Origin of the sequence: uncultured Williamsia sp. (assembly GCF_947494875.1) — a bacterium.
Taxonomy (GTDB): Bacteria; Actinomycetota; Actinomycetes; order Mycobacteriales; family Mycobacteriaceae; genus Williamsia_A.
The window spans coordinates 393,012-416,795 of sequence record NZ_CANLWM010000002.1 but is presented as its reverse complement, the minus strand read 5'-3'; the positions used below and the strand labels follow the sequence as shown (position 1 = coordinate 416,795).

Genomic DNA, 23,784 nt, shown 5'->3' with positions numbered 1-23,784 from the left:
GATGGGTCTGCGCCGCACGAAGACCGTGCCGTTCCGTTCCGCCGGTGAGCTCGACGCCATGGCGGCGGCGGGTGCGGTGGTCGGTGCGGCACTCGTCGCGGTGCGGGAGGCCGCCCGGGCGGGCGTCAGCACCCTGGAACTCGACGAGGTCGCCGAGTCGGTGATCCGCGACGCGGGTGCCGTGCCGTCGTTCAAGGGCTACCACGGGTTCCCGGGGTCGATCTGCAGCTCGGTGAACGACGTCGTCGTGCACGGGATCCCGTCGGCCGACGTCGTGCTGGCCGAGGGTGACCTCGTCTCGATCGACTGCGGTGCGATCCTCGACGGCTGGCACGGTGACTCCGCGTGGACGTTCGGGGTGGGTGACCTGTCCGACGCCGACGCCGATCTGTCCGAGGCCACCCGGGAGTCCATGGAGGCCGGCATCGCCTTGATGCATCCCGACAACCGCCTGACCGACGTGTCCCACGCGATCGAGGCGGAGACGCGGGCCGCGGAGCAGCGGTACGGGCGGTCGTTCGGCATCGTGTCCGGCTACGGCGGTCACGGGATCGGCCGTCAGATGCACATGGAGCCGTTCCTGCCGAACGAGGGGAAGCCCGGCCGCGGACCGCGGCTCGTCGTCGGCAGCACACTCGCCATCGAGCCGATGCTCACCCTCGGCACCACCGAGACCTCCGTCGAGGCCGACGACTGGACCATCACCACCGACGACGGCTCCCGCGCGGCGCACTGGGAGCACACCGTCGCGGTCACCGAGGACGGCCCTCGGATCCTCACCGTTCGTCCGTCCTGACCCTCGCGTCGGTCAGTGTTCACCTGACGGCGCATCCGTTGTCACCATCCGTTCCATCTCTGCGTCGACGCTGCCGAGGTGCCCGCAGACACCGAACGGACCCTGCCGCGGTCCGGAGGCGGGTCGCTGTGGAACCGCCCATGGCGTGACTGGGCGCTGTTCCTCGTCATCGTCGGCCCGAACCTCGTGCTGCTCGGCGTCTTCACCTACCGGCCGCTGATCGAGAACATCCGACTGTCGTTCTACGACTGGAACATCTCGTCGGACACCATCAGGTTCCTCGGACTCGCCAACTACATCGAGTGGTTCACCCGCGACGACACCCGCACGATCGTCGCGAACACGGTGATCTTCACCGTCGCAGCGGTTCTCGGGTCGATGGTCATCGGACTGGCTCTCGCGCTCCTGCTCGACCGGACGTTGCGCGGCCGGAACCTGGTGCGGTCTGTGGTGTTCGCGCCGTTCGTCATCTCCGGCGCCGCCATCGGCATCGCGTTCCAGTTCGTCTTCGACCCGAACTTCGGTCTCGTCCGCGACCTGATGCACCGCGTCGGTCTGGGGTCGCCGCCGGACTTCTACCAGGACCCGCACTGGGCGCTGTTCATGATCACGGTGACCTACCTGTGGAAGAACGTCGGCTACGCCTTCGTCATCTACCTCGCCGCCCTGCAGGGCCGGCGCGAGGACCTCTCCGAGGCCGCGGCGATCGACGGCGCGTCGTCGTGGACGTACTTCCGTCGGGTGCTGCTGCCGCAACTACGGCCCACGACGTACTTCCTGTCGATCACGGTGATGCTCAACTCGCTGCAGGTCTTCGACATCATCAACGTGATGACCCGTGGCGGTCCGCTGGGCACCGGCACGACGACGATGGTCTACCAGGTCTATGAGGAGTCGTTCGTCAACTTCCGGGCCGGATACGGCGCGACCGTCGCGACGGTGATGTTCGTCGTCCTGCTGGTGATCACGGTCGCGCAGGTGCGGATCATGGACCGGGGTCGGGTGTCGTGACCCGAACGCGCACAGCGCAGGTCGCCGGCTACGCGGCCATGGTGCTCGTCGTCCTCGCCATCGCCGTGCCCCTGGCGTGGGTGGTGCTCACCTCGTTCAAGGAACGCGGCGACATCTACGTGCAACCGGCGATCTGGTGGCCACGGGTGTTCGCCGCGTCCAACTACTCCGACGCCACCACGTCGGTCCCGTTCTGGCGGTTCCTCAGCAACTCGGTGATCGTCACCGCCGCACTGGCGGTCATCAAGTTCGTCCTCGGCATCGCGTCGGCCTACGGGCTGGTGTTCCTGCACTTCCCGTTCAAGCGGGTGATCTTCGTCGTCGTGATCGCCGCCCTGATGGTGCCCAACCAGATCACCGTCATCGTGAACTACTCGCTCGTCGCGCAGCTCGGCTATCGGAACACGTTGCTGGGCATCATCGTCCCGCTCGCCGGCGTCGCGTTCGGGACGTTCCTGATGCGCAACCACTTCCTGTCGATCCCGGCCGAGATCATCGAGGCTGCGCGGATGGACGGCGCCGGGCACCTGCGATTGCTGTGGCGGATCATCCTGCCGCTGTCGGGTCCGACGATGGTCGCGTTCGCGGTCATCACCATCGTCAACGAGTGGAACGAGTACCTCTGGCCGTTCCTCATGGCCGACGACTCCTCGGTCGCGACCCTCCCCGTCGGCCTGACCAAGCTCCAGAACAGCGACGGCCTCACCAACTGGGGGCCGGTGATGGCCGCGACGGTTCTCGCGATGCTCCCCGTCCTCGCCGTGTTCCTGGCGTTGCAGCGCCAGATGATCCGCGGTCTCACCTCCGGCGCGGTCAAGGGATGACCACACCGGCACGTCACCTCGCTCCGTCCACAGAGAAAGAGTCATCACCATGGTCGAACTGAGCCGTCGCGGCTTCCTCGCCGCGGGCGTCACCGCCGCAGCCGCGGGCGTCCTCACCGCGTGTGTGGGCTCCGGCAACTCCGGGAGTGGTTCCGGCGGAGGCGATTCGAACACGATCACCTGGTGGTCGAGCCATCCCGGCAAGTCGACCGACGTAGAGAACGAACTCATCACCCGCTTCCAGCAGGCGAACCCGTCGCTGAAGGTCCAGCTGGTCGACGGCGGCAAGAACTACGAGGAGGTGGCGCAGAAGTTCAACGCCGCGCTCTCCGGCGGCGCCGTCCCCGACGTCGTGATGCTCTCCGATGTGTGGTGGTTCAACTTCGCGCTGATCGGTGCGATCGCACCCCTCGACGACCTGTTCGGCAAGGCGTCGGTGAACACGTCCGACTACGTCGACTCGCTGTACGCCGATTACGCCTGGAACAACAAGCACTGGGCGCTGCCGTACGCCCGGTCGACGCCGCTGTTCTACTACAACAAGGCCGTGTGGCAGGAGGCCGGACTGCCCGATCGCGGACCGACCAGCTGGCAGGAGTTCGACGAATGGGGCCCGCGACTGCAGAACGTCGTCGGGTCGGGCAAACTCGCCCACGGCTGGGGCAACGCCACCGACTACCTCGGCTGGACGTTCCAGGGGCCCATGCGCACGTTCGGCGGCCGCTACTCCGACGGCTTCGACCTGACGTTCACCGAGCCGGGCTCGATCGCCGCCGCGAACTATCTCCGCAGCTCCATCCACGACAAGCGGTACGCCGCGATCTCCAACGACATCGCCAACGACTTCGGCGCCGGGATCATCGCGTCGACCATCGCGTCGACCGGTGACCTGTCGGGCATCGCGAAGAACGCGAAGTTCCCCGTCGGCACTGCTTTCCTGCCGGCACCGAACGGACCCGGATGCGTCACCGGCGGAACAGGTCTGGCGATCCCGGCGAAGATCAGCGACGAGCGCAAGGTCAACGCACTGAAGTTCATCGACTTCATCACGAACACCGACAACACCACGCTGTTCTCCCAGAAGGTCGGCTACATGCCGGTGCGGAAGTCGGCGCTCACCTCGGCGTCGACGGAGCAGTTCCTCGCCAAGAACCCGAACTTCGCGACCGCCGTGAACCAGTTGCCGAAGACCACCTCGCAGGACTACGCGCGGGTGTTCGTGCCCGGCGGCGACAAGATCATCGGCACCGGGTTCGAGCAGATCGGTCTGCGCAATGCCGACGTGAACTCGACGATGTCGTCGGTGCAGTCGCAGATCCAGCAGATCATCGACCGGCAGATCACGCCGAAGCTGCCGAAGTAAGCCGTGGCGTCCGTCGAATTCGACTCCGTCACCCGCGACTTCGGGTCCGGACGGCCCGCGGTCGACCACCTGTCACTGTCCATCGCCGACGGAGAGTTCCTCGTCCTCGTCGGTCCGTCGGGCTGTGGCAAGTCCACCAGCCTGCGCATGCTCGCCGGTCTCGAGCCCATCCAGGACGGTCGCGTCCTCATCGACGGCGCCGACGTGAGCGGGCGCGCGCCCAAGGCCCGTGATGTCGCGATGGTGTTCCAGAACTACGCGCTGTACCCGAACATGACCGTCGCGGAGAACATGGGTTTCGCGCTGCGCAACGCGGGGATGAGCAAGGCGCACACGGCCACCGCCGTCGACGAGGCCGCGTCGATGCTCGAGCTCACCGACGTCCTGGGCCGCAAGCCGTCGGCGCTGTCGGGTGGTCAGCGACAGCGCGTCGCGATGGGACGGGCGATCGTCCGGCGCCCGAAGGTGTTCTGCATGGACGAGCCTCTGAGCAACCTGGACGCGAAACTCCGGGTGAGCACCCGAGCGCAGATCGCCTCGCTTCAGCGGCGTCTGGGGACGACGACGGTCTACGTCACCCACGACCAGGTGGAGGCGATGACGATGGGGGACCGCGTCGCGGTGCTCCGCGACGGAGTCCTGCAACAGGTCGCGGCCCCGCGCACGCTCTACCTCGACCCCGACAACGCGTTCGTCGCCGGCTTCATGGGATCACCGGCGATGAACCTCGTCGACGACGTCGCGGTCGTCGGCGGCACGATTCGACTCGGTGGTCTGGCGCTGCGTGCCCCGTCGGCGGTGTCGGCGTCGACCGTGACCGTCGGGGTACGTCCGGAGTCGTGGGAACTGACGGCGGCGTCGAGCGACACCCTCGACTGCCGCATCGACCTGGTCGAGGAACTCGGCGCCGAACAGTTCGTGCACTGCACCCCGCTCGACGAGACGATCGGGTTGCGCGGCGGGAAGGTCGTGGTCCGGATCGACCATCGCCGCACCGTCGCGGTCGGCGACACGATCGGGCTGCGCGTGCCCGACGTCGACACCACCTACTGGTTCGACGCGGCCACGGGCGACCGCACCCGCTGAGCCGTCAGTCGTCGGCGCGGGCCCAACGGGCGCCGACGAAGTCGCGGTTGCGGCCGGTCTCGAGCAGTCGCCACCGCGAGGCGGTCGGGAGGACCGGTCGTCCGGCGCCGAGGGAACACGGCGCGTAGTGGATCCACATCTCGTCGACGAGACCCGCGGAGACGAACTGTGCGGCCAGGTCGCCACCACCGACCACCCACACGTCGCGACCCTGCGCGGCGTCGACGAGGCGCGGGTGCAACTCGGTGACGTCACCGGCATAGGTGCGCACCCCGTCCGCGGTGACGGTGTCGGGGTGGTTCGTGACGACCCAGGTCGGCTGCTCGTACGGCCACACGTCGGGCTCGTGCTCCATCAGCCAGCGATGTGTGGCGGCGCCCATGACGATCGCGCCGACATCCGCGATGAACCCGTCGTAGCCGCCGAACCCGGTGCCGTCGACGTCGTTGCGCATCAGCCAGTCGAGGCTGTCGTCGGTGTCGACGACGAAGCCGTCGAGACTGGACGCGGTGTAGTAGACGGTCGGCACGATCGGCCCCTCACATCTCGACGAGGATGGTCACTGGCCCGTCGTTGACGCTGTGGACGCGCATGTGCGCGCCGAACCGGCCGGTGGTGACCGTAGCCCCGAGGTCGGACAAAGCGGTCACGAATCGATCGACGAGCGGCTCCGCGACATCGCCGGGGGCGGCCGCGTTCCACGACGGACGACGCCCCTTCCGGACGTCGCCGTACAGCGTGAACTGGCTGACGACGAGCAGTGGAGCCTGCTTGTCGGCGGCCGACGTCTCGTCGTCGAGGATGCGGAGCGTCCAGATCTTGTCGGCCATCCGCCGCGCGGTGTCGGCGGTGTCGTCGTGCGTCGCCCCGATCAGGACGAGCAGCCCCTGTACGCCGTCGTCGAGGTCGAGTCGTCCGACCGTCTCACCGTCGACCTCCACGTGCGCCGCTGTCACCCGTGTCACCACTGCCCTCATGACGCGAACGCTAGCCAGCGCGACGGTCGACGCCCACTCGATGGGCAGAAACCCATCGCAGGGTGTGCGGCCGTGTCAGCGCGGCGTCAAGATCGCGCGGCGGGGTGTCGAGATCGCGTACAGATCGTCGTCGCGCGCGGGGGAGCGGGCGACGGTGGTCCGGTGACCACCGCACATCGCCTCCGGCCGACCTGCACCTCCGACATCGCGCTGTCGGCGCGGGGCGTCGTGATCCTGCCCGTCGACGACGTCACCGCGCCCTGCCACGAGGCGGTGGTGCGGGCACGGTGCTTCGGCCGGATGGTCCGTGCTGTCCACGTCTGCCCGCGCGGCGCCGATCACCAGGAACTGCGACGCCTGTGGCACACCGGCCACCCGCTCGTCGACCTCGTCGTCCTCGACGCCGAGCCCGGGGAGTCGCCGGCGGCCGTGCTGGCGGAATGGGTCGCGGTGATGGGGTCCGTCGACGACCTCCTCGTCGTCCTCGCCGACGGTTCGCGCGACAGCGAGACCCGCGCGATCTCGGTCGGTATGGCCGTCCGGCTGTCGCGGGCGTTCGCCGCGCACCCCGCCACCCTCGTGGCGCACATGCACACCGCCTGATCCCGACCGCCCGTCACGGAAGCAACTGCGCACCGTCGCCGTTGTCGTTGCCATGAGCACCGCGACGAAGCACGCCTTCGGAACCCACGGCATCTGGATCTGGCACGGCGGGCTGACCCCGCACCAGGCGGCAAGGGTCGAGCAGCTCGGCTACGGGACCATCTGGCTCGGCGGGTCGCCGGAGGACCTCGCGCCGGCGCGGAAGATCCTCGAGGCGACCGAGTCGGTCCGCGTGGCCACCGGCATCACCAACATCTGGAACACCGACCCGCTCGCGATCGCACGCGAGTTCGCCGACCTCGACAAGGACTTCCCCGGCCGCTTCTACCTGGGCGTCGGAGTCGGACACCGTGAGGCGACGCAGGAGTACGCCTCGCCGTACGACTCGATGGTGGAGTACCTCGACAAGCTCGACCAAGGTGGTCTGCCCGTGGACCGTCGGGTGCTCGCCGCGCTCGGACCGAAGATGCTGCGCCTGTCCGCCGACCGCGCGCTCGGGGCCCACCCGTATCTGACACCGCCGGAGCACACGCAATACGCCCGCGACATCCTCGGGCCCGACGCGTTCCTGGCGCCCGAGCACAAGATCGTCCTCGAGAGCGACCCGGAGACCGCCCGCTCGATCGGCCGCCCGCCGGTGGACACCCCCTACCTGCACCTGCGGAACTACGTCGCGAACCTCAAGCGCCTCGGATGGACCGACGAGGACATCGCCGACGGCGGCAGCGACGCACTGATCGACACGCTCGTCGCGCACGGCACGGGCGAGCAGATCCGCGACATCGTCGACAGGCACCTCGCGGCCGGCGCCGACCACGTCGCGATCCAGGTGCTGGGCGTGAAGGACGTGACCGACGTCCTGGAGCAGCTGCCCGCCGGGTAGGCCGTCGGCAGCTCGGCACACACCTGCGGCGATTTGGCCCATACCTGCGCAGACGCGTACAGTGGAGCGCTGGTGCGTGTCCACCGGTGTCGCCTGCCGTTCGCGGTCGGTGACGACCCGGGATTACACGTACCGACACGGTAGACGACGAGTCCGCTTCGCGGGCGATGCCGCACGGCACCGCTCGGGTCCGGACCGGATTGTGGAGGACATGGCAAAGAAGGACGGCGCCATCGAGGTGGAGGGTCGCGTGGTCGAGCCTCTGCCCAACGCGATGTTCCGCATCGAGCTGGAGAACGGGCACAAGGTGCTCGCTCACATCAGCGGCAAGATGCGTCAGCACTACATCCGCATCCTCCCCGAGGATCGCGTCGTCGTGGAGCTCTCGCCCTACGACCTCGCCCGCGGCCGCATCGTCTACCGCTACAAGTAAGCGCCACACACCCCATCCCGAGAGGCACCGACGTGAAGGTCAACCCGAGCGTCAAGCCGATCTGCGAGAAGTGCAAGGTGATCCGCCGCAACGGTCGGGTCATGGTGATCTGCGACAACCTGCGACACAAGCAGCGTCAGGGCTGATCAGCACCGGGCTCCTCGGGGCCCCGCGGTCGCTTGAGTGACACACAACTGAACACAGAACAGATGAGACTCCCAGCGCCACCGGGGACACACGCGTCCCCGGCCACCTCCGGACGAAGGCCGGAGCCCCACACGGGGGACGGACCGGGAGCAGACCTTCGGAACCGAAAAGGAACCACCACATGGCACGTGTTGCCGGTGTGGATCTCCCGCGCGAGAAGCGCCTGGAGATCGCACTGACCTACATCTACGGAGTGGGTCGCACCACCTCGAAGGAGATCCTCGCGGGTACCGGGCTCAGCCCCGACCTGCGTGCGAAGGATCTCACCGACTCCGACGTCGCGAAGCTCCGCGAGTACATCGAGTCGTCCGTCCAGGTCGAGGGTGACCTGCGTCGCGAGGTCCAGGGCGACATCCGTCGCAAGATCGAGATCGGCTGCTACCAGGGTCTGCGGCACCGTCGTGGTCTGCCCGTGCGCGGTCAGCGCACCAAGACCAACGCCCGCACCCGTAAGGGCCCCAAGAAGACCATCGCCGGGAAGAAGAAGTAACGCATGCCTCCGAAGTCACGCGCTGCCGGGCCCAAGAAGGGCACCTCGCGTCGTCGCGAGAAGAAGAACGTCCCGCACGGCCACGCGCACATCAAGTCCACGTTCAACAACACGATCGTCTCGATCACCGACCCCGCGGGCAACGTGATCTCCTGGGCGTCCTCGGGCCACGTCGGCTTCAAGGGTTCGCGCAAGAGCACCCCGTTCGCCGCGCAGCTCGCCGCCGAGAACGCTGCCCGCAAGGCGCAGGAGAACGGTGTCAAGAAGGTCGACGTGTTCGTCAAGGGCCCGGGTTCGGGCCGTGAGACCGCGATCCGCTCGCTGCAGGCCGCCGGCCTCGAGGTGGGCACCATCTCCGACGTCACCCCCGCCCCCCACAACGGCTGCCGCCCGCCCAAGCGGCGCCGGGTCTAGTCGGGAAGGGAAGGAACCCACTCATGGCTCGTTACACCGGACCCGCCACCAAGAAGTCTCGTCGCCTTCGCGTCGACCTCGTCGGTGGAGACCAGGCATTCGAACGTCGCCCCTACCCGCCCGGCCAGCACGGTCGCGCGCGGATCAAGGAGAGCGAGTACCTCATGCAGCTGCAGGAGAAGCAGAAGGCCCGCTTCACCTACGGCGTCATGGAGAAGCAGTTCCGTCGCTACTACGAGGAGGCGAACCGTCGTAACGGCAAGACCGGCGACGAGCTGCTCCGCATCCTCGAGACCCGTCTCGACAACGTCGTGTACCGCGCCGGTCTGGCCCGCACGCGTCGTCAGTCACGGCAGATGGTCAGCCACGGCCACTTCACCGTCAACGGTGTGAAGGTCGACGTGCCCAGCTACCGCGTCTCGCAGTACGACATCATCGACGTCCGTCCGAAGTCGCTGCAGACCGTGCCGTTCCAGATCGCCAAGGAGATCCAGGGCGAGCGGCCGATCCCGGGCTGGCTCCAGGTGGTCCCGTCGACGCTGCGGATCCTCGTGCACCAGGTGCCCGACCGCGGCCAGATCGACGTGCCGCTCACCGAGCAGCTGATCGTCGAGTTCTACTCGAAGTAACACGCGTGCCGTCCCCCGCCGGGTCACCGGTGGGGGACGACCTCGCCCGACGTCGTTCGTCGCCGGGCACCCGAGGGCGTCATATGGCGGATGCCCACACAGGAGGAATCACCACCCATGCTCATCTCACAGCGACCCACCCTGTCCGAGGAGACGCTGGCCGAGAACCGGTCGAAGTTCGTCATCGAACCGCTCGAGCCCGGCTTCGGCTACACCCTGGGCAACTCGCTGCGGCGCACCCTGCTGTCGTCCATCCCGGGCGCGGCGGTCACCAGCATCCGCATCGACGGCGTGCTCCACGAGTTCACCACCGTCCCGGGGGTGAAGGAGGACGTCACCGACATCATCCTGAACCTCAAGGGCCTCGTGGTGTCCTCCGAGGAGGACGAGCCGGTCACCATGTACGTCCGCAAGCAGGGCCCCGGCACCGTCACCGGTGCCGACATCGTCCCGCCGGCGGGTGTCACCGTGCACAACCCGGACCTGCACATCGCGACCCTGAACGACAAGGGCAAGCTCGAGATCGAGCTCGTCGTCGAGCGGGGCCGCGGTTACGTGCCGGCCGTGCAGAACAAGGCGTCGGGCGCCGAGATCGGCCGCATCCCGGTCGACTCGATCTACTCGCCCGTGCTCAAGGTGACCTACAAGGTGGAGGCCACCCGCGTCGAGCAGCGCACCGACTTCGACCGTCTCGTCCTCGACGTCGAGACCAAGAACTCGATCACCGCGCGGGACGCGCTGGCCTCGGCCGGCAAGACCCTCGTCGAGCTGTTCGGGCTGGCGCGTGAGCTCAACGTCGAGGCCGAGGGCATCGAGATCGGGCCGTCGCCGGCCGAGGCGGACCACATCGCCTCGTTCAGCCTGCCCATCGAGGACCTCGAGCTCACGGTGCGCTCGTACAACTGCCTCAAGCGCGAGGGCGTGCACACCGTCGGTGAGCTCGTCGCCCGCACGGAGTCGGATCTGCTCGACATCCGCAACTTCGGGCAGAAGTCGATCGACGAGGTGAAGGTCAAGCTGCACACGCTGGGCCTGTCGCTGAAGGACAGCCCCGCGAGCTTCGACCCGTCGCAGGTCGCCGGGTACGACGCGAGCACGGGTACGTGGTCCGACGACGCATCGTTCTCCGATGCCGACTCGGGCGAGGATTACGCAGAGACCGAGCAGCTCTGACGAGCTGCCCTACCTTCCCTCCCGGCCGAGAGGCCGTGAGCGTCTTACAAGGAGACAACGATGCCCAAGCCCACCAAGGGCGCCCGTCTCGGCGGGTCGGCCTCGCACCAGAAGGCGATGCTGGCGAATCTCGCCACCTCGCTGTTCGAGCACGAGCGGATCACGACCACCGAGGCCAAGGCCAAGCGCCTGCGGCCGTACGCGGAGAAGCTGATCACCCACGCCAAGGCGGGCACCCTCGCCCACCGTCGTGAGGTGCTCAAGGACATCCGTGACAAGGACGTCGTGCACAAGCTCTTCGCCGAGATCGGCCCCTCGTTCGCCGAGCGCGAGGGCGGGTACACCCGCATCGTGAAGACGCTGCCCCGCAAGGGTGACAACGCGCCGATGGCCGTCATCGAGCTGGTCAGTGGTCCGACCGCGTCCAGCGAGGCCAGCCGCGCCACCCGCGTCGCCGCGTCGAAGGCTGCAGCCCCGGCTGTTGCCGAGACCGCCGACAGCTCGGCCGCGGACACCGCCGCCGAGGCCGCCGAGGACGAGAACAACGTCGTCGCGCAGGTCGAGGCGGAGGCCTCCGACGAGGCCGTGGAGAACGCCGACGCCGTCGCCGAGGGCACCACCGAGGAGACCTGGGCCGAGAGCGCCGCGGAGATCCAAGACAAGGGTGCGGCTGACGACGAGAAGAAGTCCGACGACAAGTGACGTCGCGCTGAGCGTGAGCACACCGGACGAGCCCGCCCCCGACACCGTCGGCGGCGGGCTCGTCCGTCTCCGGTTCGACGTCGCCTACGACGGCACCGATTTCACCGGCTGGGCTCGTCAGCCCGGACATCGGACCGTGTGCGCCACCCTCGAGGAGACGCTGGGAACCGTGCTGCGGGCGCGGGTCTCGCTCACGGTCGCCGGCCGCACCGATGCGGGAGTGCACGCCACCGGCCAGGTGGCCCACGCCGACGTCCCGTCGGCGGTGTTGCAGACGCGATCGATCGACGGCGACCCGTCGCGGTTGGTCCGCAGGCTCGCGAAGATGCTGCCCGACGACGTGCGGGTGACCGCCGTGCAGGCCGTCGACCGCGCCTTCGACGCGCGGTTCGCCGCCCTGCGCCGCCACTATCGGTACCGCCTGACCGACGCGACGTTCGGCGCGGACCCGGTGCGGGCGCGGGACACCGCGACCTGGCCGCGATCGCTCGACGTCGCCACGATGAACGCCGCAGCGGCCGCGCTCTGCGGCCTGCACGACTTCGCCGCGTTCTGTCGACGGCGTGAGGGCTCGACCACCGTCCGCGACCTGCAACGCTTCACCTGGGAGCGCGACGCCGACGACGTGCTGATCGCACACGTCACCGCCGACGCGTTCTGCTGGTCGATGGTGCGATCGTTGGTCGGCGCGGTCGCGGCGGTCGGCGAGGGTCGTCGTGACCTGACCTGGTGCCGTGGTCTCCTCGAACAGACGCAGCGCACGCCGGACGTCCCGGTGGCGGCGGCCCGCGGGCTGACCCTCGTCGGGGTCGACTACCCGCCCGCCTCGGAGTGGGCGAGCCGCGCCGAGGTCACCCGCGACGTGCGGGTACGTCCGACGCCACCGCCCTGCTGCTGACTAACTCACCTCGCAGAGAGCATCCGCGCGTAACCGACTCGGTTCGACACGTCGATCATGGTCGCTTCGCTGGTAGCCGGGATGTTCGATACGTGTACGAAGCCGTTTGGTCCTGTCACGGTCACCTGGACATAGCCGGTCGTCTTCCGTTCCTTCATCAGCAAGAACAGCAGCGCCAGAAAGCAGATGACGAAGAACCCGATGATGGCCAGCACGATCCCGGTCTGCGACATTCGCTCACTGCTCGTCGACATGTCGGTGACAACCCACCGCGATTGCCTGATGGGAATCGTCCCGGAGGGAGTGATGACGTCACGCTCGGTGCAGGTGATGTCGCCGATGGTGACGAGGGGTTGCAGCGGATTCTGCCCGTACGGGTTCTGTCCTCCGTACGGCGCCTGCGGGGTCTGCTCGGTCTGACCCCACGGCGACGACGACGGGTACGGCTGTGTCGGCGGGGGATAGGCGGCCGGCGGCGGGTACGGCTCGGGTGCGGGGGTCCACGCCGACGGGTCGGGATCGCCCTTGCCCAACGAGACGCGGTCGTCCCCGGGGGTCTGTTCGCTCATGCGTGCAGTCTGGCAGATCGGACGGACACGCCTCAGGTGGCGCTGCGCTCGGACGCCAGTTCCTCGAGGACTTCTTCCTGGACGCTGCGCGGGCCGGTGAGGTCGTCGACACTCGGTCCCGCGGCGAGCAGGTCCGACCACTCGTCGGTGTCGTGCTCCATGGGCGCGGTGGCCGCGATGAACCGCTCCACCGCGGTCACGAAACGATCCGGATCGTCGTGGTGGGGGAAATGGCCGGCGCCCTCGAAACTCTCGAGCAGCGAGTGCGGCATCGCGGAGTGCGCCAGCAGGGCGTGGTGGTGCGGGATCACGGTGTCGCCCGTGCCCCACACGAGCATCACCGGCAGGCGTGCCGTCAGGTAGGAACGGTCGAGCATCGTGACCACCTGACCCCGCCAGTCGACCACCGCGCGCAGCGTCCGGGTGAAGGCCGCGTGCGCAGTGGCCTCGGCGAGGCCGTCGACGATGCGCATGACCTCCGGGGCGTCGTGGATCAGCTCGCGCAGACGCCGCGGGAGTGCCGGGGAGACGGGGTCGAGGACGCGGCCGGCCACCGTGCCGACCTGGTGGGACGCCGGTACCAGTCCGGGCAGGCGCAGCGCGGCGATGGTGGCGTTGATCCCCGGCAGCGCCAGCAGTCGCAGCATCGGGCTGACATCACGTGTCACGCCGCCCGTCGAGACGAGCACCAGGCGCTCGACGAACTCCGGGAACTGATAGCAGAACTGCATCGCCACGCCACCGCCCAGGGAGTGGCCGACGACCGTGACGCGTCGGATGCCCAACACCGACAACAGGTCTCGCATGGCGTTGGCGTAGGCCGCGACGGAGTAGTCGGCGCGGGGCTTGTCGGACAGCCCGTGGCCCAGCAGGTCCGGCGCGATGACCGTGTGGTTCGGCGCGAGCATGTCGATGACCTCCGACCACGCCGACGAGTTGTCGCCGATGCCGTGGATCAGCAGCACCGCCGGACCCCGACCGGCCATCCGGAACGCGCGACGGTACCCGTGGATGGTCCGGAACTCCAGGGACTGTGCGCCGTCGGGCACCGGGCGGAGCAGGGCGGTCTCGGTGCCCGCGGAGGTGCCGACGTGTGCCGGGGCACGGTCGGTGCGGCGTCGGATCACGGTCTGCTCATCTCGTCTCGGTCGGTCGTGCCAGTGAACCGCATCACGGCCCGCCGCGCGCGGCGAGCGGGTCCCCAACCGGCGGTGAACTCTGCGTCACGCCGCGGTGAACCCTCGGCGCACCGTCCGCTCGACGACCGAGATGCCTGGTCGCCGTGCGTATCGTCGGGTGGCGTGAACCCGTTCGACGCCTCCTCGTTCCTCGCGACGGGCGGGTTGATCGGGCTGTGTGTCCTGGTGTTCGTCGAGACAGGACTGCTGATCGGGTTCGTGTTCCCCGGCGACTCCCTGTTGTTCACCGCGGGCATCCTCGCCGCCGCCCCGGATCCCTATGCGCCGCTGTGGGTCCCGTGCGTGCTGGTCCCGCTCTCGGCGGCTCTCGGTGACCAGTGCGGGTACTTCATCGGCCGCCGGATGGGGGACAGCGTCCTGCGCGGCCGGACCATCCGCTTCATCGGCGACGCGCCGGTGCACCGCACCACGCGCTTCTTCGAGCGCTACGGCGCGGCCACGGTCTTCTTCGGCCGCTTCATCGGCATCGTCCGCACCCTGGTGCCGCTTCTTGCCGGTTTCACGGGGATGCGCCACCGCGACTTCACCGTCTTCAGCATCCTGGGCAGCATCGTGTGGGGTGCCGGCATCATCGTGCTCGGCTACCTCCTCGGGAACGTGCCGCTCGTCGCCGACAACATCGACTGGTTCATCCTCGCGTCGGCGTGCACGGTCGTGGTGCCGATCGCCGCACACCTCGTGCACCGCGCACTGCGGCGCCGTCACCGCGACGACGACGCCCCGGCGGAGAGAACCCCCGCCGAGGCGTCCGGCCGCTGACCTGGGACTAACCGAGATAGGGGTCCACGCGCCGCATCGTCGTCGACGAGAAGTCGTCGGCCACGACGGCGGCGAGCTCCACCAGCGAGCGGTGGGTGTGCTTGTTCAACAGTTCGAGGTCGACCTCGGCGCCCTCGGCGAGGTGGTCGTCGAACGGGATCATCTGCACCGCACGGCACCGGGTGAGGAAGTGCTGACTCAGCTGCTTGGTGTCGATGGTCGACGACCCCGACCGCGAGTGGCTGAGCACCACCACGGCCCGGCTCACGAGGTGGCCGTAACCGTGGGCCTGCAACCAGTCGAGGGTGGCGCCCGCGCTGCGGGCACCGTCGATGGCCGGCGAGCTGACCAGGATCAATGCGTTCGCGAGGTCGAGGACGCCGTTCATCGCCGAGTGGCTCAGGCCGGTGCCGCAGTCGGTGATGATGATGTTGTAGAAGCGCTGCAACACCTTCATCACACCGCGGTAGTCCTCCTCGCTGAACGCCTCGGCGACGGCGGGATCGCGCTCGGACGCGAGCACCTCCAGCCGGCTGGGCGACTGCGACGTGTGCGCGCGCACGTCGGAGTAGCGGTAGATCGAGTTGTCCGCCAACAGGTCCCGCACGGTGGACCGGGTCTGCTGGGGGACGCGCTGTCCGAGCGTCCCGAGATCCGGGTTGGCGTCGACGGCGATCACGCGGTCACCGCGCAGCGACGCGAAGATCGACCCGAGGCCGACGGTGGCCGTCGTCTTCCCGACGCCGCCCTTGAGCGACAGCACCGCGATGCGGTAATCGCCGCGGACGGGGCGGTTGACCCGTTCGACGAGTTCGGCGTAGTGCAGTGCGTCCGGCGACTCGCCCGGGTTGATCGATCCGCCCGACATGCGGTGCACCGCGCGTCGCCATCCGCTGTGCGGGGCGCGGCGGGCCTTGCGGAGCAACGCCACCTCGTCGAGCGCGCCGGGGGCGGACTGTCGGTAGCCCTGGCCCGGGGCCGACGGCATTCCCGGCGCCTGCGGGGCGCCGGGTCCGTACTGGTCGGGACCGGGTCCCTGCGGGATGCCGGGCGCGTACGGATCCGGCCCGGGCGGCGGACCACCCCATCCGGGCCCCTGCGGACCGGGAGCGGGTCCCGGCGACGGGGGCGTCGCGTCCCATCCCACGGGCTCGCGGGGAGCGGCGGCGGGTCGACCGTCGACCCCCGGGCCCTGCGGAGGTCCCGGCAGGAAGGGCGGCTGGTGGTCGGGTCCGAACGCCCACGGCGGCGGTCCGTCCGGACCGGCGCCCGGAGGTGGGAAGCCGCCGGGCGGGAAACCCGGGTCGAACGGCGGGTGCGGTGGGTACCCGTTCGCGTCGGGGCCGCCCGGGGGTGGGCCGTACGGGCCCGGGCCCTGCTGGGGGAACCACGGCTCGTCCGGACGCGGACCGTCGCCGCCGGCCGACTCCTCACCCGGCCAGGGCGCGTTCACCCAGCGCGGCGTCTCGACCTCCCACCCGTCGGATGCGGGCGCCCCTCCGTCGTCGAGATGGCGCCCGGTCGACGACTCGAGCGCGTCGTCGCGGCCGGTGTCGCCCTGCTCGTCGGTGGTGTCCTGTGGTCCGGACGTGGGCTGGGCGGGCGGATTCGACTGCAACCACGGCGGCGTCGCCGGGATGCCTCGGTGGTTCGAGCTCACGTGACATCATCCCCTGTACGAGTCGTCGCACCCAGGGCTGTGTTCGACCCTTCGGGCGCACCGTGTGAGCCCCTCCCCGGACCCACGCCTGGTCGGTGACCAGGCATACGGCACCACCAGTTTACTATCGCGCAGCAGTCCGGAAGGACCCGACGCCGAGAGAGGCCGACCGATGTCGTCAGAGGGTTCGACCAAGGCCATCCTCGCGGCCCTGACCGCGAACGCGGGGATCGCGGTCGCGAAGTTCGTGGGTTTCGCGGTCACCGGCTCCTCGTCGATGCTCGCCGAGGCCGTGCACTCCGTCGCCGACACCTCGAACCAGGGGCTCCTGCTGCTGGGGCAGCGGTCGGCACGGAAGAAGGCGGACCGCCTGCACCCCTTCGGATACGGCCGGAGTCGGTACTTCTACTCGTTCGTCGTCGCGCTGGTCATCTTCAGCCTCGGCTCGGTCTTCGCGATCTACGAGGGCGTCGAGAAGCTCCTGCACCCCCACGAACTCGAGTCCCCGATCGTGGCGGTGGTCATCCTGCTGGTTGCGATCGCCCTGGAGGGCTACAGCTTCACCACCGCGATGCGCGAGTCCCGTCCGCTGAAGGGGCGCGCGAGCTGGTGGCGGTTCATCCGGACGTCACGCAGCCCCGAGCTGCCGGTGGTGCTGCTGGAGGACACCGGCGCGCTGCTGGGGCTGCTGTTCGCGCTGATCGGGGTCGGCCTGGCCACGATCACCGGCGACGCTGTCTGGGACGGGGCCGGCACGCTGGCGATCGGGGTGCTGCTCGGTGCGATCGCGATCCTGCTCATCGTCGAGATGCAGAGCCTGCTCATCGGGGAGGGCGCCACCCCCGACCAGGAGGCCGCGATCGTCGCGGCGCTGTCGGGGCAGGACGGCGTCGAGCGCGTCATCCACTACAAGACGCAGTACCTGGGGCCGGAGGAGATGCTCCTGGCCGCCAAGATCGCGATCCCGCCCGGCGTGGACGCGGCCACGGTCGCGGCGACCATCGACGCCGCGGAGGCGCGGGTCCGAGAGGCGGTGCCTGTCGCCCGGGTCGTCTACCTCGAGCCGGACATCCTGCGCGGCTGAGGCGTCGCGGTCCGGTCACGACACGACGGACCGGGCACCGCGAACCACAGGGCGTGTCTAGAGTCGCATCTGCACCGAATCCGACATACCGAAGATCGGCATTCGCCTCGCACGCCGACAGGAGGTCGCGCATGACGCGGTCGCATGAGCCGTCACGGTCGTTCCGTGGCTCGCTGGCCCGGACGAAGTCCATCGAGCAGTCGATGGCCGACACCGACGAACCCGGTTCGCAGCTGAAGAAGAGCCTGTCGTGGTGGGACCTCACCGTCTTCGGCGTCTCGGTCGTCATCGGTGCGGGCATCTTCACGATCACCGCCTCGACCGCCGGTGACAAGGCAGGTCCGGCCATCTCGATCTCGTTCGTCATGGCGGCCATCGCCTGTGGCCTCGCCGCGCTCTGCTACGCGGAGTTCGCCTCGACCGTGCCGGTGGCCGGGTCGGCCTACACCTTCGGCTACGCGACCTTCGGTGAGTTCCTCGCATGGATCCTCGGGTGGGACCTCATCCTCGAGTTCGCCGTCGGTGCGGCGGTGGTGTCGAAGGGCTGGTCGAGTTACCTCGGCACGGTGTTCGGCTTCTCCGGGGGTACCGCCGAGGTCGCCGGGCTCGACGTCGACTGGGGTGCGCTGCTCATCGTCGTCGCCATCACCGCGTTGCTCGTGCTGGGCACGAAGCTGTCGTCGGGGGTCAGCGCGGTCATCACCGCCATCAAGGTCACCGTCGTGCTGTTGGTGATCGTCGTCGGGTTCTTCTACATCAAGACCTCGAACTACGGCCCGTTCATCCCGACGTCGGAGCCGACCGAGAGTGGCGGCAGCTCGGTGGAGTCGACGCTGTTCTCGCTCATGACCGGTGGCGGCGACTCGAGCTACGGCTGGTACGGCTTGTTGGCCGCGGCGTCGATCGTGTTCTTCGCGTTCATCGGGTTCGACGTGGTCGCGACCACCGCCGAGGAGACGAAGAACCCCAAGCGCGACGTACCGCGCGGCATCTTGTTCTCGCTGGGCATCGTGACCGTGCTGTACGTGCTGGTCACGATCGTCGTGACGGGGATGGTGAACTACAAGGAATTGGCCACCTCGGCCGGTGACGGCGAGGCCAAGAACCTGGCGTACGCATTCGGGCTCAACGGCATCACCTGGGCCGAGAAGGTGATCTCGATCGGTGCGCTCGCCGGCCTGACGACCGTGGTCATGGTGCTCATGCTCGGTCAGTCGCGGGTGCTGTTCGCGATGGCGCGCGACGGCCTGCTGCCGCGCGGACTGTCGAAGACCAGCAAGTTCGGCACCCCGGCGCGGATCCAGATCATCGTCGGTGCCGTGGTCGCGCTGGTGGCCGCGTTCTTCCCGATCAACAAGCTCGAAGAGATGGTCAACGTCGGCACGCTGTTCGCGTTCGTGGTCGTGGCAGCGGGCGTGCTGGTCCTGCGTCGCAAGCGGCCCGATCTCGAGCGCGGGTTCACCGTGCCGTGGATGCCCGTCATCCCGATCCTGGCGATCGTCTCGTGTGTCTGGCTGATGCTGAACCTCTCGGCGCTCACCTGGATCCGCTTCGTGATCTGGATGGCCATCGGCGTCGCCTTCTACTTCCTGTACAGCCGCAACCACTCGATGGTGGGCAGGCGCGAGCGGGGTGAGGTCCCGAGCGCGCCGGAGAAGTCCTTCACCTGACCACCGAAGTGGCACCGCGAAGACGGCCTTCGCCATGGTGAAGGGTTCGCGGCGCGACGATCGTTCGCCTCGCTAGGATCGGGCACGTGTCCGATCCGGAACGCACCACCAGACCCGTACCGGCCCGCCGGTCGCGGGGTGGCGCGTACCAGCAGGCGTCCAAGCAGCTGCTGCGCCGGGGACTGCTCGACGCGATGCGCGAGCACCTGCGCGACTCGGACTGGTCGTCGGTGACCATGACCGACATCGCCGAGGCCGCAGGTGTGTCGCGGCAGACCGTCTACAACGAGTTCGGCAGCCGGCAGGGACTGGCCACGGCCTACGCCCTGCGGCTCACCGACGAGTTCTGCGTCGCCGTCGACGTCGCGGTGGAGAAGAACGTGGGACGCGTCCGGGACGCCCTGCGCGAGGGCTACCGCAGCTTCTTCGCACTGGCCGCGGCCGACCCGCTGGTGCAGTCGTTGCTGTCGGGCCAGGCCAAGCCGGATCTGTTGCGGCTCATCACGACCGACGCCGCGCCGTTGATCCTGCACGCGACCGAGAGCATCGCCACCACACTGCACCGCTCCTGGATCGGTGCGCCGTACGACGAGGCGCGTCGGGTGGCGTCGTCGATCGGTCGGATGGCGCTGAGCTACATCGCCATCCCGCCCGAGGACGACAGCGACGTCGCCGACCATCTGGCCCGGTTGTTCGAGCCGGTGATCGCGTCGGTGGCGCGGTCCGTCGCCTGACCCGGACGGCCCGGCTCCTCCGGCGGTGTCGCTGTCATGGGTCACAACACCGCAGGTGCTGAACGGGTCGTTCATGATCCGCCTTTCGCCACCAGGGCAGGTGTTCGTTAGCCTGTTACCCGAGATCCGGCACGTCCGGGTCCTGTCATGCCATCCGGGACCACCCGGCCACATCGGGGGCCGTCCCCGCCGCAATCGCCAGACCAGGAGAGATCGATGACATCGGTGCAGACCACGTTGACCGCGGACAGCAAGGGAGGGATCGACTTCAAGGTCGCCGATCTCTCGCTGGCCGCGTACGGCCGACTCGAGATCGACCTCGCCGAGGCCGAGATGCCCGGCCTGATGGAGCTGCGTCGTGAGTACGCCGAGGTCCAGCCGCTCAAGGGCGCGCGCATCTCGGGCTCGCTGCACATGACGACGCAGACCGCCGTCCTCATCGAGACCCTCGTCTCGCTGGGCGCCGAGGTCCGCTGGGCGTCGTGCAACATCTTCTCCACCCAGGACCACGCCGCCGCGGCCGTCGTCGTCGGCCCGCACGGCACCCCCGAGGAGCCCAAGGGCGTCCCGGTGTTCGCGTGGAAGGGCGAGAGCCTGGAGGAGTACTGGTGGTGCGCCGAGCAGATGCTCACCTGGCCCGGCGAGCCCTGCAACATGATCCTCGACGACGGCGGCGACGCCACGATGATGGTGCTGCGCGGTGCGCAGTTCGAGAAGGCGGGCGTCGTCCCGCCGGTCGAGGACAACGACTCGGCCGAGTACACGATCTTCCTCAACCAGCTGCGTGAGCGGTTCGAGACCGACAAGACCAAGTGGTCGACCATCGCGGAGTCGGTCAAGGGCGTCACCGAGGAGACCACCACCGGCGTGCTGCGTCTCTACCAGTTCGCCGCTGCCGGTGAGCTGACCTTCCCGGCGATCAACGTCAACGACTCGGTCACCAAGAGCAAGTTCGACAACAAGTACGGCACCCGCCACTCGCTGATCGACGGCATCAACCGCGCCACCGACGTCCTCATCGGCGGCAAGAAGGTCCTCATCGCCGGCTACGGCGACGTGGGCAAGGGCTGCGCCGAGTCGCTCGCCGGCCAGGGCGCCCGCGTCCAGGTCACCGAGATCGACCCGATCAACGCGCTGCAGGCGCTCATGGACGGCTTCGACGTCGTCACCGTCGAGGACGCGATCTCCTCCGCCGACATCGTCATCACGTCGACCGGCAACAAGGACATCATCACCCTCGACCACATGAAGTCGATGAAGGACAAGGCGATCCTGGGCAACATCGGCCACTTCGACAACGAGATCGACATGGCCGGGCTCGAGAGCTCCGGCGCCAAGCGTGTCGTCGTCAAGCCGCAGGTGGACCAGTGGATCTTCGACTCCGGCAAGTCGATCATCGTCCTGTCCGAGGGTCGTCTGCTGAACCTGGGCAACGCCACCGGCCACCCGTCGTTCGTGATGAGCAACAGCTTCTCGAACCAGGTCATCGCGCAGATCGAGGTCTGGACCAAGAACGACGAGTACGACAACGAGGTCTACCGCCTCCCCAAGCACCTCGACGAGAAGGTCGCCAAGATCCACGTCGAGGCGCTCGGTGGCACGCTGACCAAGCTCACCAAGGACCAGGCCGAGTACATCAACGTCGACGTCGAGGGCCCGTACAAGCCGGACCACTACCGGTACTGAGCCACCCCGGCGCGGCCTGAACACCGCTCCCGCGACACGAATCCGCTCCCGCGACTGTGCTCACAGTCGCGGGAGCGTTTCGTTGTCGCGGGAGGCCGGCGGCGTCGTGGGTCAGGCCGGGGCCGCGGCCGCGGCGCACGTGTTGTCGCGCACGCCGGCGATGATGCGTTCCAGACGGTCCCGGGTCGCGAGACGTTCCTCCATCTCCGCCGACAGCCGCGCGTGTGCCTCGGTGAGCCGCGCCAGCGTGGTCGGGGTGGTGGTGCCCGAGTGGACACACGGCAGCATCGCGCCGATGTCCCGCGTGGGCACCCCGGCGTCGATCAGACAGCGGATCATCGCGACCCGATGTGTCGTGTCCTCGTCGAACACACGTTGCCCGCCCTCGGTGCGTCGCGAACAGATGAGCTGCTGTTCCTCGTAGTAGCGCAGCGAACGGACGGACGCGCCCGTCGTCGCCGACAGTTCGCCGATGCGCATGGCCGCCTCCTGTGACGCACGTCTCCCGGTGAGGACTTGAACCTCACACCGATGTCAGATCCTACGGTCGAGTCATGGAACTCACCAACGCCACCGTCCTCGTCACCGGATCCAACCGCGGCATCGGACTGTCCCTCGTCCACGCCTTCCTCGACGCGGGAGCCGCCCGTGTCTACGCGACCTCGCGATCGGGGGCGGTGTCCGTCGACGACGAGCGCGTCGTCCCCCTCACCCTCGACGTCACCGACCCGGATTCCATCGACGCCGCGGCCCGGGTGGCCGACGACGTCGACGTCGTCGTCAACAACGCCGGCATCACGGCGATGCAGTCGCTGCTGACCGGCGACGTCGACGCGATGCGGCGTGAGATGGACACCAACTTCTGGGCCCCGCTGTCCGTCACGCGCGCCTTCGCGCCGACACTCGCCCGCCGGGGCGGTGGAGTCGTCGTCACCGTCGCGTCGGCGTTGTCGATGATCACCGTCGCCCAGGCCGGGTCCTATTCGGCCTCGAAGGCGGCGGTGTGGTCGGCCTCGGACGGGCTGCGCCTCGAACTGGCGGAGCAGGGGACGCGGGTGATGACGGTGTTCCTGGCCGCGACCGACACGGACATGATGGCCGGTGCGGACATGCCGAAGAACGACCCGGCCGACGTGGCGGCGGCGATCGTGCGCGGCGTCCGCGACGGGACCCATGAGGTCTTAGTCGACGACGACAGTCGCGCTGCGAAGGCGTCGCTGTCGGCGTCGGTCGGCGAGCGGTACCCGGAGCTCGGGCAGACGGCCGCCGGGTCAGACCTGCGTCGCGAGGACGTCGGCGTCGTCTGAGCCGGTGATCGCCGTCCAGGGCGAGCGCCACGATCGCTCGGCGAGGCCGCGGTAGACAACGAACGTCGCGTGCTGCAGGGCGGTGTCGCGCTCGTAGGCGTCCATCGCGCGGGACGCGTCCCCGGCCGCCCGCGACGTGGCGCGACTGCGGGCGAGCTCGGGATCGGTGCCGAGGAGCACCTGCCGGTCGGGGACGGGCAGACCGAAGCGGTCGAACTCGAGAGCCTCGACCCACGCGACGGCGTCCCCGTCGGCGGACTCGCCCAGACGCGCGGCGGTGTATGCGGCGTTCGAGGCGACGTACCGGTCGAGCAGGACGACGTCGACGGTGGCGAGCAGATCCCGGATCTCGTCGGCGGCGTCCCTGCGGTCGAGGGCGAAGAGCATCGCCATCGCCGACGCGCTGGACCGAAGATCGCCGTGCTCGCCGTGCAGTGCCTCCGACGCGATGTCGGCGTGGACCGACTGCCCGTAGCGGGGGAACGCCATCGTCGCCACGCGGAGTCCGTCGGACTCCCATTGCGCCGTCACCCGTTCGACCAGCGTCCGCTTGCCCGCACCGTCGAGACCCTCGACGGTGATCAGTGTGCCCACGTCCCGGGATGCTAGTGGTCCCCGTCAGCGGCG

Annotated in this window: 28 protein-coding genes; 21 read left to right on the top strand and 7 right to left on the bottom strand. The window is 68.8% G+C overall.

Features of this window, described 5'->3' with window-relative positions; all coding sequences use genetic code 11:
* The first annotated feature begins 1 nt into the window (after position 1).
* The 5 genes from map (at position 2) to Q1A98_RS07375 (ending at position 5,080) form a co-directional block, all read left to right on the top strand.
* Positions 2-796 carry a type I methionyl aminopeptidase gene (map, locus tag Q1A98_RS07395; protein WP_299571483.1) on the top strand — a complete coding sequence of 265 codons (795 nt, stop codon included), beginning with the start codon at positions 2-4 and terminating at the stop codon, positions 794-796.
* A gap of 78 nt (positions 797-874) precedes the next feature.
* Positions 875-1,807 carry a carbohydrate ABC transporter permease gene (locus tag Q1A98_RS07390; RefSeq protein WP_299571481.1) on the top strand — a complete coding sequence of 311 codons (933 nt, stop codon included), beginning with the start codon at positions 875-877 and terminating at the stop codon, positions 1,805-1,807.
* Positions 1,808-1,845: 38 nt separating this feature from the next.
* Entirely contained in the window at positions 1,846-2,631 is a 786-nt protein-coding gene (locus Q1A98_RS07385; protein ID WP_299571863.1) for a carbohydrate ABC transporter permease, read from the top strand.
* Between the two features lie 49 nt (positions 2,632-2,680).
* Positions 2,681-3,994: an ABC transporter substrate-binding protein gene (locus Q1A98_RS07380; protein WP_299571479.1), complete on the top strand. Its 1,314-nt coding sequence runs from the start codon at positions 2,681-2,683 to the stop codon at positions 3,992-3,994.
* 3 nt (positions 3,995-3,997) lie between these two features.
* Positions 3,998-5,080, top strand: a complete 1,083-nt coding sequence (locus Q1A98_RS07375) for an ATP-binding cassette domain-containing protein (protein ID WP_299571476.1) — start codon at positions 3,998-4,000, stop codon at positions 5,078-5,080.
* 4 nt (positions 5,081-5,084) lie between these two features.
* Here Q1A98_RS07375 and Q1A98_RS07370 read toward each other — a convergent pair whose 3' ends face one another.
* Entirely contained in the window at positions 5,085-5,609 is a 525-nt protein-coding gene (locus tag Q1A98_RS07370; protein WP_299571474.1) for a dihydrofolate reductase family protein, read from the bottom strand.
* A 10-nt stretch (positions 5,610-5,619) separates the two neighbouring features.
* A complete protein-coding gene (gene dtd, locus Q1A98_RS07365; protein WP_299571472.1) occupies positions 5,620-6,057 on the bottom strand; it encodes a D-aminoacyl-tRNA deacylase in 438 nt (145 codons plus the stop codon).
* 162 nt (positions 6,058-6,219) lie between these two features.
* On the opposite strand from dtd, the gene Q1A98_RS07360 reads away from it, so the two are divergent.
* The 10 genes from Q1A98_RS07360 (at position 6,220) to truA (ending at position 12,489) form a co-directional block, all read left to right on the top strand.
* Positions 6,220-6,660: a hypothetical protein gene (locus Q1A98_RS07360; protein ID WP_299571470.1), complete on the top strand. Its 441-nt coding sequence runs from the start codon at positions 6,220-6,222 to the stop codon at positions 6,658-6,660.
* A gap of 52 nt (positions 6,661-6,712) precedes the next feature.
* Positions 6,713-7,543, top strand: a complete 831-nt coding sequence (locus tag Q1A98_RS07355; protein WP_299571468.1) for an LLM class F420-dependent oxidoreductase — start codon at positions 6,713-6,715, stop codon at positions 7,541-7,543.
* A gap of 211 nt (positions 7,544-7,754) precedes the next feature.
* Positions 7,755-7,976 carry a translation initiation factor IF-1 gene (gene infA, locus Q1A98_RS07350; protein ID WP_007616247.1) on the top strand — a complete coding sequence of 74 codons (222 nt, stop codon included), beginning with the start codon at positions 7,755-7,757 and terminating at the stop codon, positions 7,974-7,976.
* A 32-nt stretch (positions 7,977-8,008) separates the two neighbouring features.
* Complete coding sequence (rpmJ, locus tag Q1A98_RS07345; RefSeq protein WP_013127970.1) at positions 8,009-8,122, top strand: 50S ribosomal protein L36; 114 nt, start codon at positions 8,009-8,011, stop codon at positions 8,120-8,122.
* A 182-nt stretch (positions 8,123-8,304) separates the two neighbouring features.
* A complete protein-coding gene (gene rpsM, locus Q1A98_RS07340) occupies positions 8,305-8,673 on the top strand; it encodes a 30S ribosomal protein S13 (protein ID WP_299571466.1) in 369 nt (122 codons plus the stop codon).
* Between the two features lie 3 nt (positions 8,674-8,676).
* Entirely contained in the window at positions 8,677-9,087 is a 411-nt protein-coding gene (gene rpsK / locus Q1A98_RS07335) for a 30S ribosomal protein S11 (RefSeq protein WP_253647524.1), read from the top strand.
* Positions 9,088-9,110: 23 nt separating this feature from the next.
* Positions 9,111-9,716 (top strand): 30S ribosomal protein S4, encoded by a 606-nt coding sequence (gene rpsD / locus Q1A98_RS07330; protein WP_299571464.1) that lies wholly within the window; start codon positions 9,111-9,113, stop codon positions 9,714-9,716.
* A 117-nt stretch (positions 9,717-9,833) separates the two neighbouring features.
* Positions 9,834-10,889 carry a DNA-directed RNA polymerase subunit alpha gene (locus tag Q1A98_RS07325; RefSeq protein ID WP_253654900.1) on the top strand — a complete coding sequence of 352 codons (1,056 nt, stop codon included), beginning with the start codon at positions 9,834-9,836 and terminating at the stop codon, positions 10,887-10,889.
* A gap of 60 nt (positions 10,890-10,949) precedes the next feature.
* A complete protein-coding gene (gene rplQ, locus Q1A98_RS07320; protein WP_299571462.1) occupies positions 10,950-11,591 on the top strand; it encodes a 50S ribosomal protein L17 in 642 nt (213 codons plus the stop codon).
* A 13-nt stretch (positions 11,592-11,604) separates the two neighbouring features.
* Positions 11,605-12,489 carry a tRNA pseudouridine(38-40) synthase TruA gene (gene truA / locus Q1A98_RS07315; RefSeq protein WP_299571461.1) on the top strand — a complete coding sequence of 295 codons (885 nt, stop codon included), beginning with the start codon at positions 11,605-11,607 and terminating at the stop codon, positions 12,487-12,489.
* Positions 12,490-12,494: 5 nt separating this feature from the next.
* Here truA and Q1A98_RS07310 read toward each other — a convergent pair whose 3' ends face one another.
* Positions 12,495-13,058, bottom strand: a complete 564-nt coding sequence (locus Q1A98_RS07310) for a hypothetical protein (RefSeq protein WP_299571460.1) — start codon at positions 13,056-13,058, stop codon at positions 12,495-12,497.
* A 32-nt stretch (positions 13,059-13,090) separates the two neighbouring features.
* Entirely contained in the window at positions 13,091-14,119 is a 1,029-nt protein-coding gene (locus tag Q1A98_RS07305) for an alpha/beta hydrolase (protein ID WP_299571861.1), read from the bottom strand.
* Positions 14,120-14,359: 240 nt separating this feature from the next.
* On the opposite strand from Q1A98_RS07305, the gene Q1A98_RS07300 reads away from it, so the two are divergent.
* The gene (locus Q1A98_RS07300) at positions 14,360-15,016 is read left to right on the top strand and encodes a DedA family protein (RefSeq protein WP_299571458.1); all 657 of its coding nucleotides are present in this window, start codon (positions 14,360-14,362) and stop codon (positions 15,014-15,016) included.
* 7 nt (positions 15,017-15,023) lie between these two features.
* On the opposite strand, the gene Q1A98_RS07295 is transcribed toward Q1A98_RS07300, so the two are convergent.
* Entirely contained in the window at positions 15,024-16,676 is a 1,653-nt protein-coding gene (locus tag Q1A98_RS07295; protein WP_299571456.1) for a MinD/ParA family protein, read from the bottom strand.
* Between the two features lie 172 nt (positions 16,677-16,848).
* Between Q1A98_RS07295 and Q1A98_RS07290 the strand changes: the two genes are divergently transcribed.
* The 4 genes from Q1A98_RS07290 to ahcY all read left to right on the top strand — a co-directional run bounded on the left by Q1A98_RS07290 (position 16,849) and on the right by ahcY (position 21,850).
* Positions 16,849-17,760, top strand: coding sequence for a cation diffusion facilitator family transporter (locus Q1A98_RS07290; RefSeq protein ID WP_299571453.1), 912 nt, complete (start codon positions 16,849-16,851; stop codon positions 17,758-17,760).
* A 131-nt stretch (positions 17,761-17,891) separates the two neighbouring features.
* Positions 17,892-19,430: an amino acid permease gene (locus tag Q1A98_RS07285; protein ID WP_299571451.1), complete on the top strand. Its 1,539-nt coding sequence runs from the start codon at positions 17,892-17,894 to the stop codon at positions 19,428-19,430.
* Between the two features lie 86 nt (positions 19,431-19,516).
* Entirely contained in the window at positions 19,517-20,164 is a 648-nt protein-coding gene (locus tag Q1A98_RS07280; RefSeq protein WP_299571448.1) for a TetR family transcriptional regulator, read from the top strand.
* A gap of 216 nt (positions 20,165-20,380) precedes the next feature.
* On the top strand, positions 20,381-21,850 hold the full coding sequence (gene ahcY / locus Q1A98_RS07275) for an adenosylhomocysteinase (RefSeq protein WP_299571446.1): 1,470 nt from the start codon (positions 20,381-20,383) through the stop codon (positions 21,848-21,850).
* A gap of 111 nt (positions 21,851-21,961) precedes the next feature.
* On the opposite strand, the gene Q1A98_RS07270 is transcribed toward ahcY, so the two are convergent.
* The gene (locus tag Q1A98_RS07270) at positions 21,962-22,330 is read right to left on the bottom strand and encodes a MerR family transcriptional regulator (RefSeq protein WP_299571444.1); all 369 of its coding nucleotides are present in this window, start codon (positions 22,328-22,330) and stop codon (positions 21,962-21,964) included.
* 74 nt (positions 22,331-22,404) lie between these two features.
* Here Q1A98_RS07270 and Q1A98_RS07265 point away from each other — a divergent pair, with 74 nt between their 5' ends.
* Complete coding sequence (locus Q1A98_RS07265; RefSeq protein ID WP_299571442.1) at positions 22,405-23,157, top strand: SDR family oxidoreductase; 753 nt, start codon at positions 22,405-22,407, stop codon at positions 23,155-23,157.
* Here the strand turns inward: Q1A98_RS07265 and Q1A98_RS07260 are convergent.
* The gene (locus tag Q1A98_RS07260; RefSeq protein WP_299571440.1) at positions 23,122-23,751 is read right to left on the bottom strand and encodes a dTMP kinase; all 630 of its coding nucleotides are present in this window, start codon (positions 23,749-23,751) and stop codon (positions 23,122-23,124) included. The genes Q1A98_RS07265 and Q1A98_RS07260 overlap by 36 nt on opposite strands.
* Positions 23,752-23,784 lie beyond the last annotated feature (33 nt).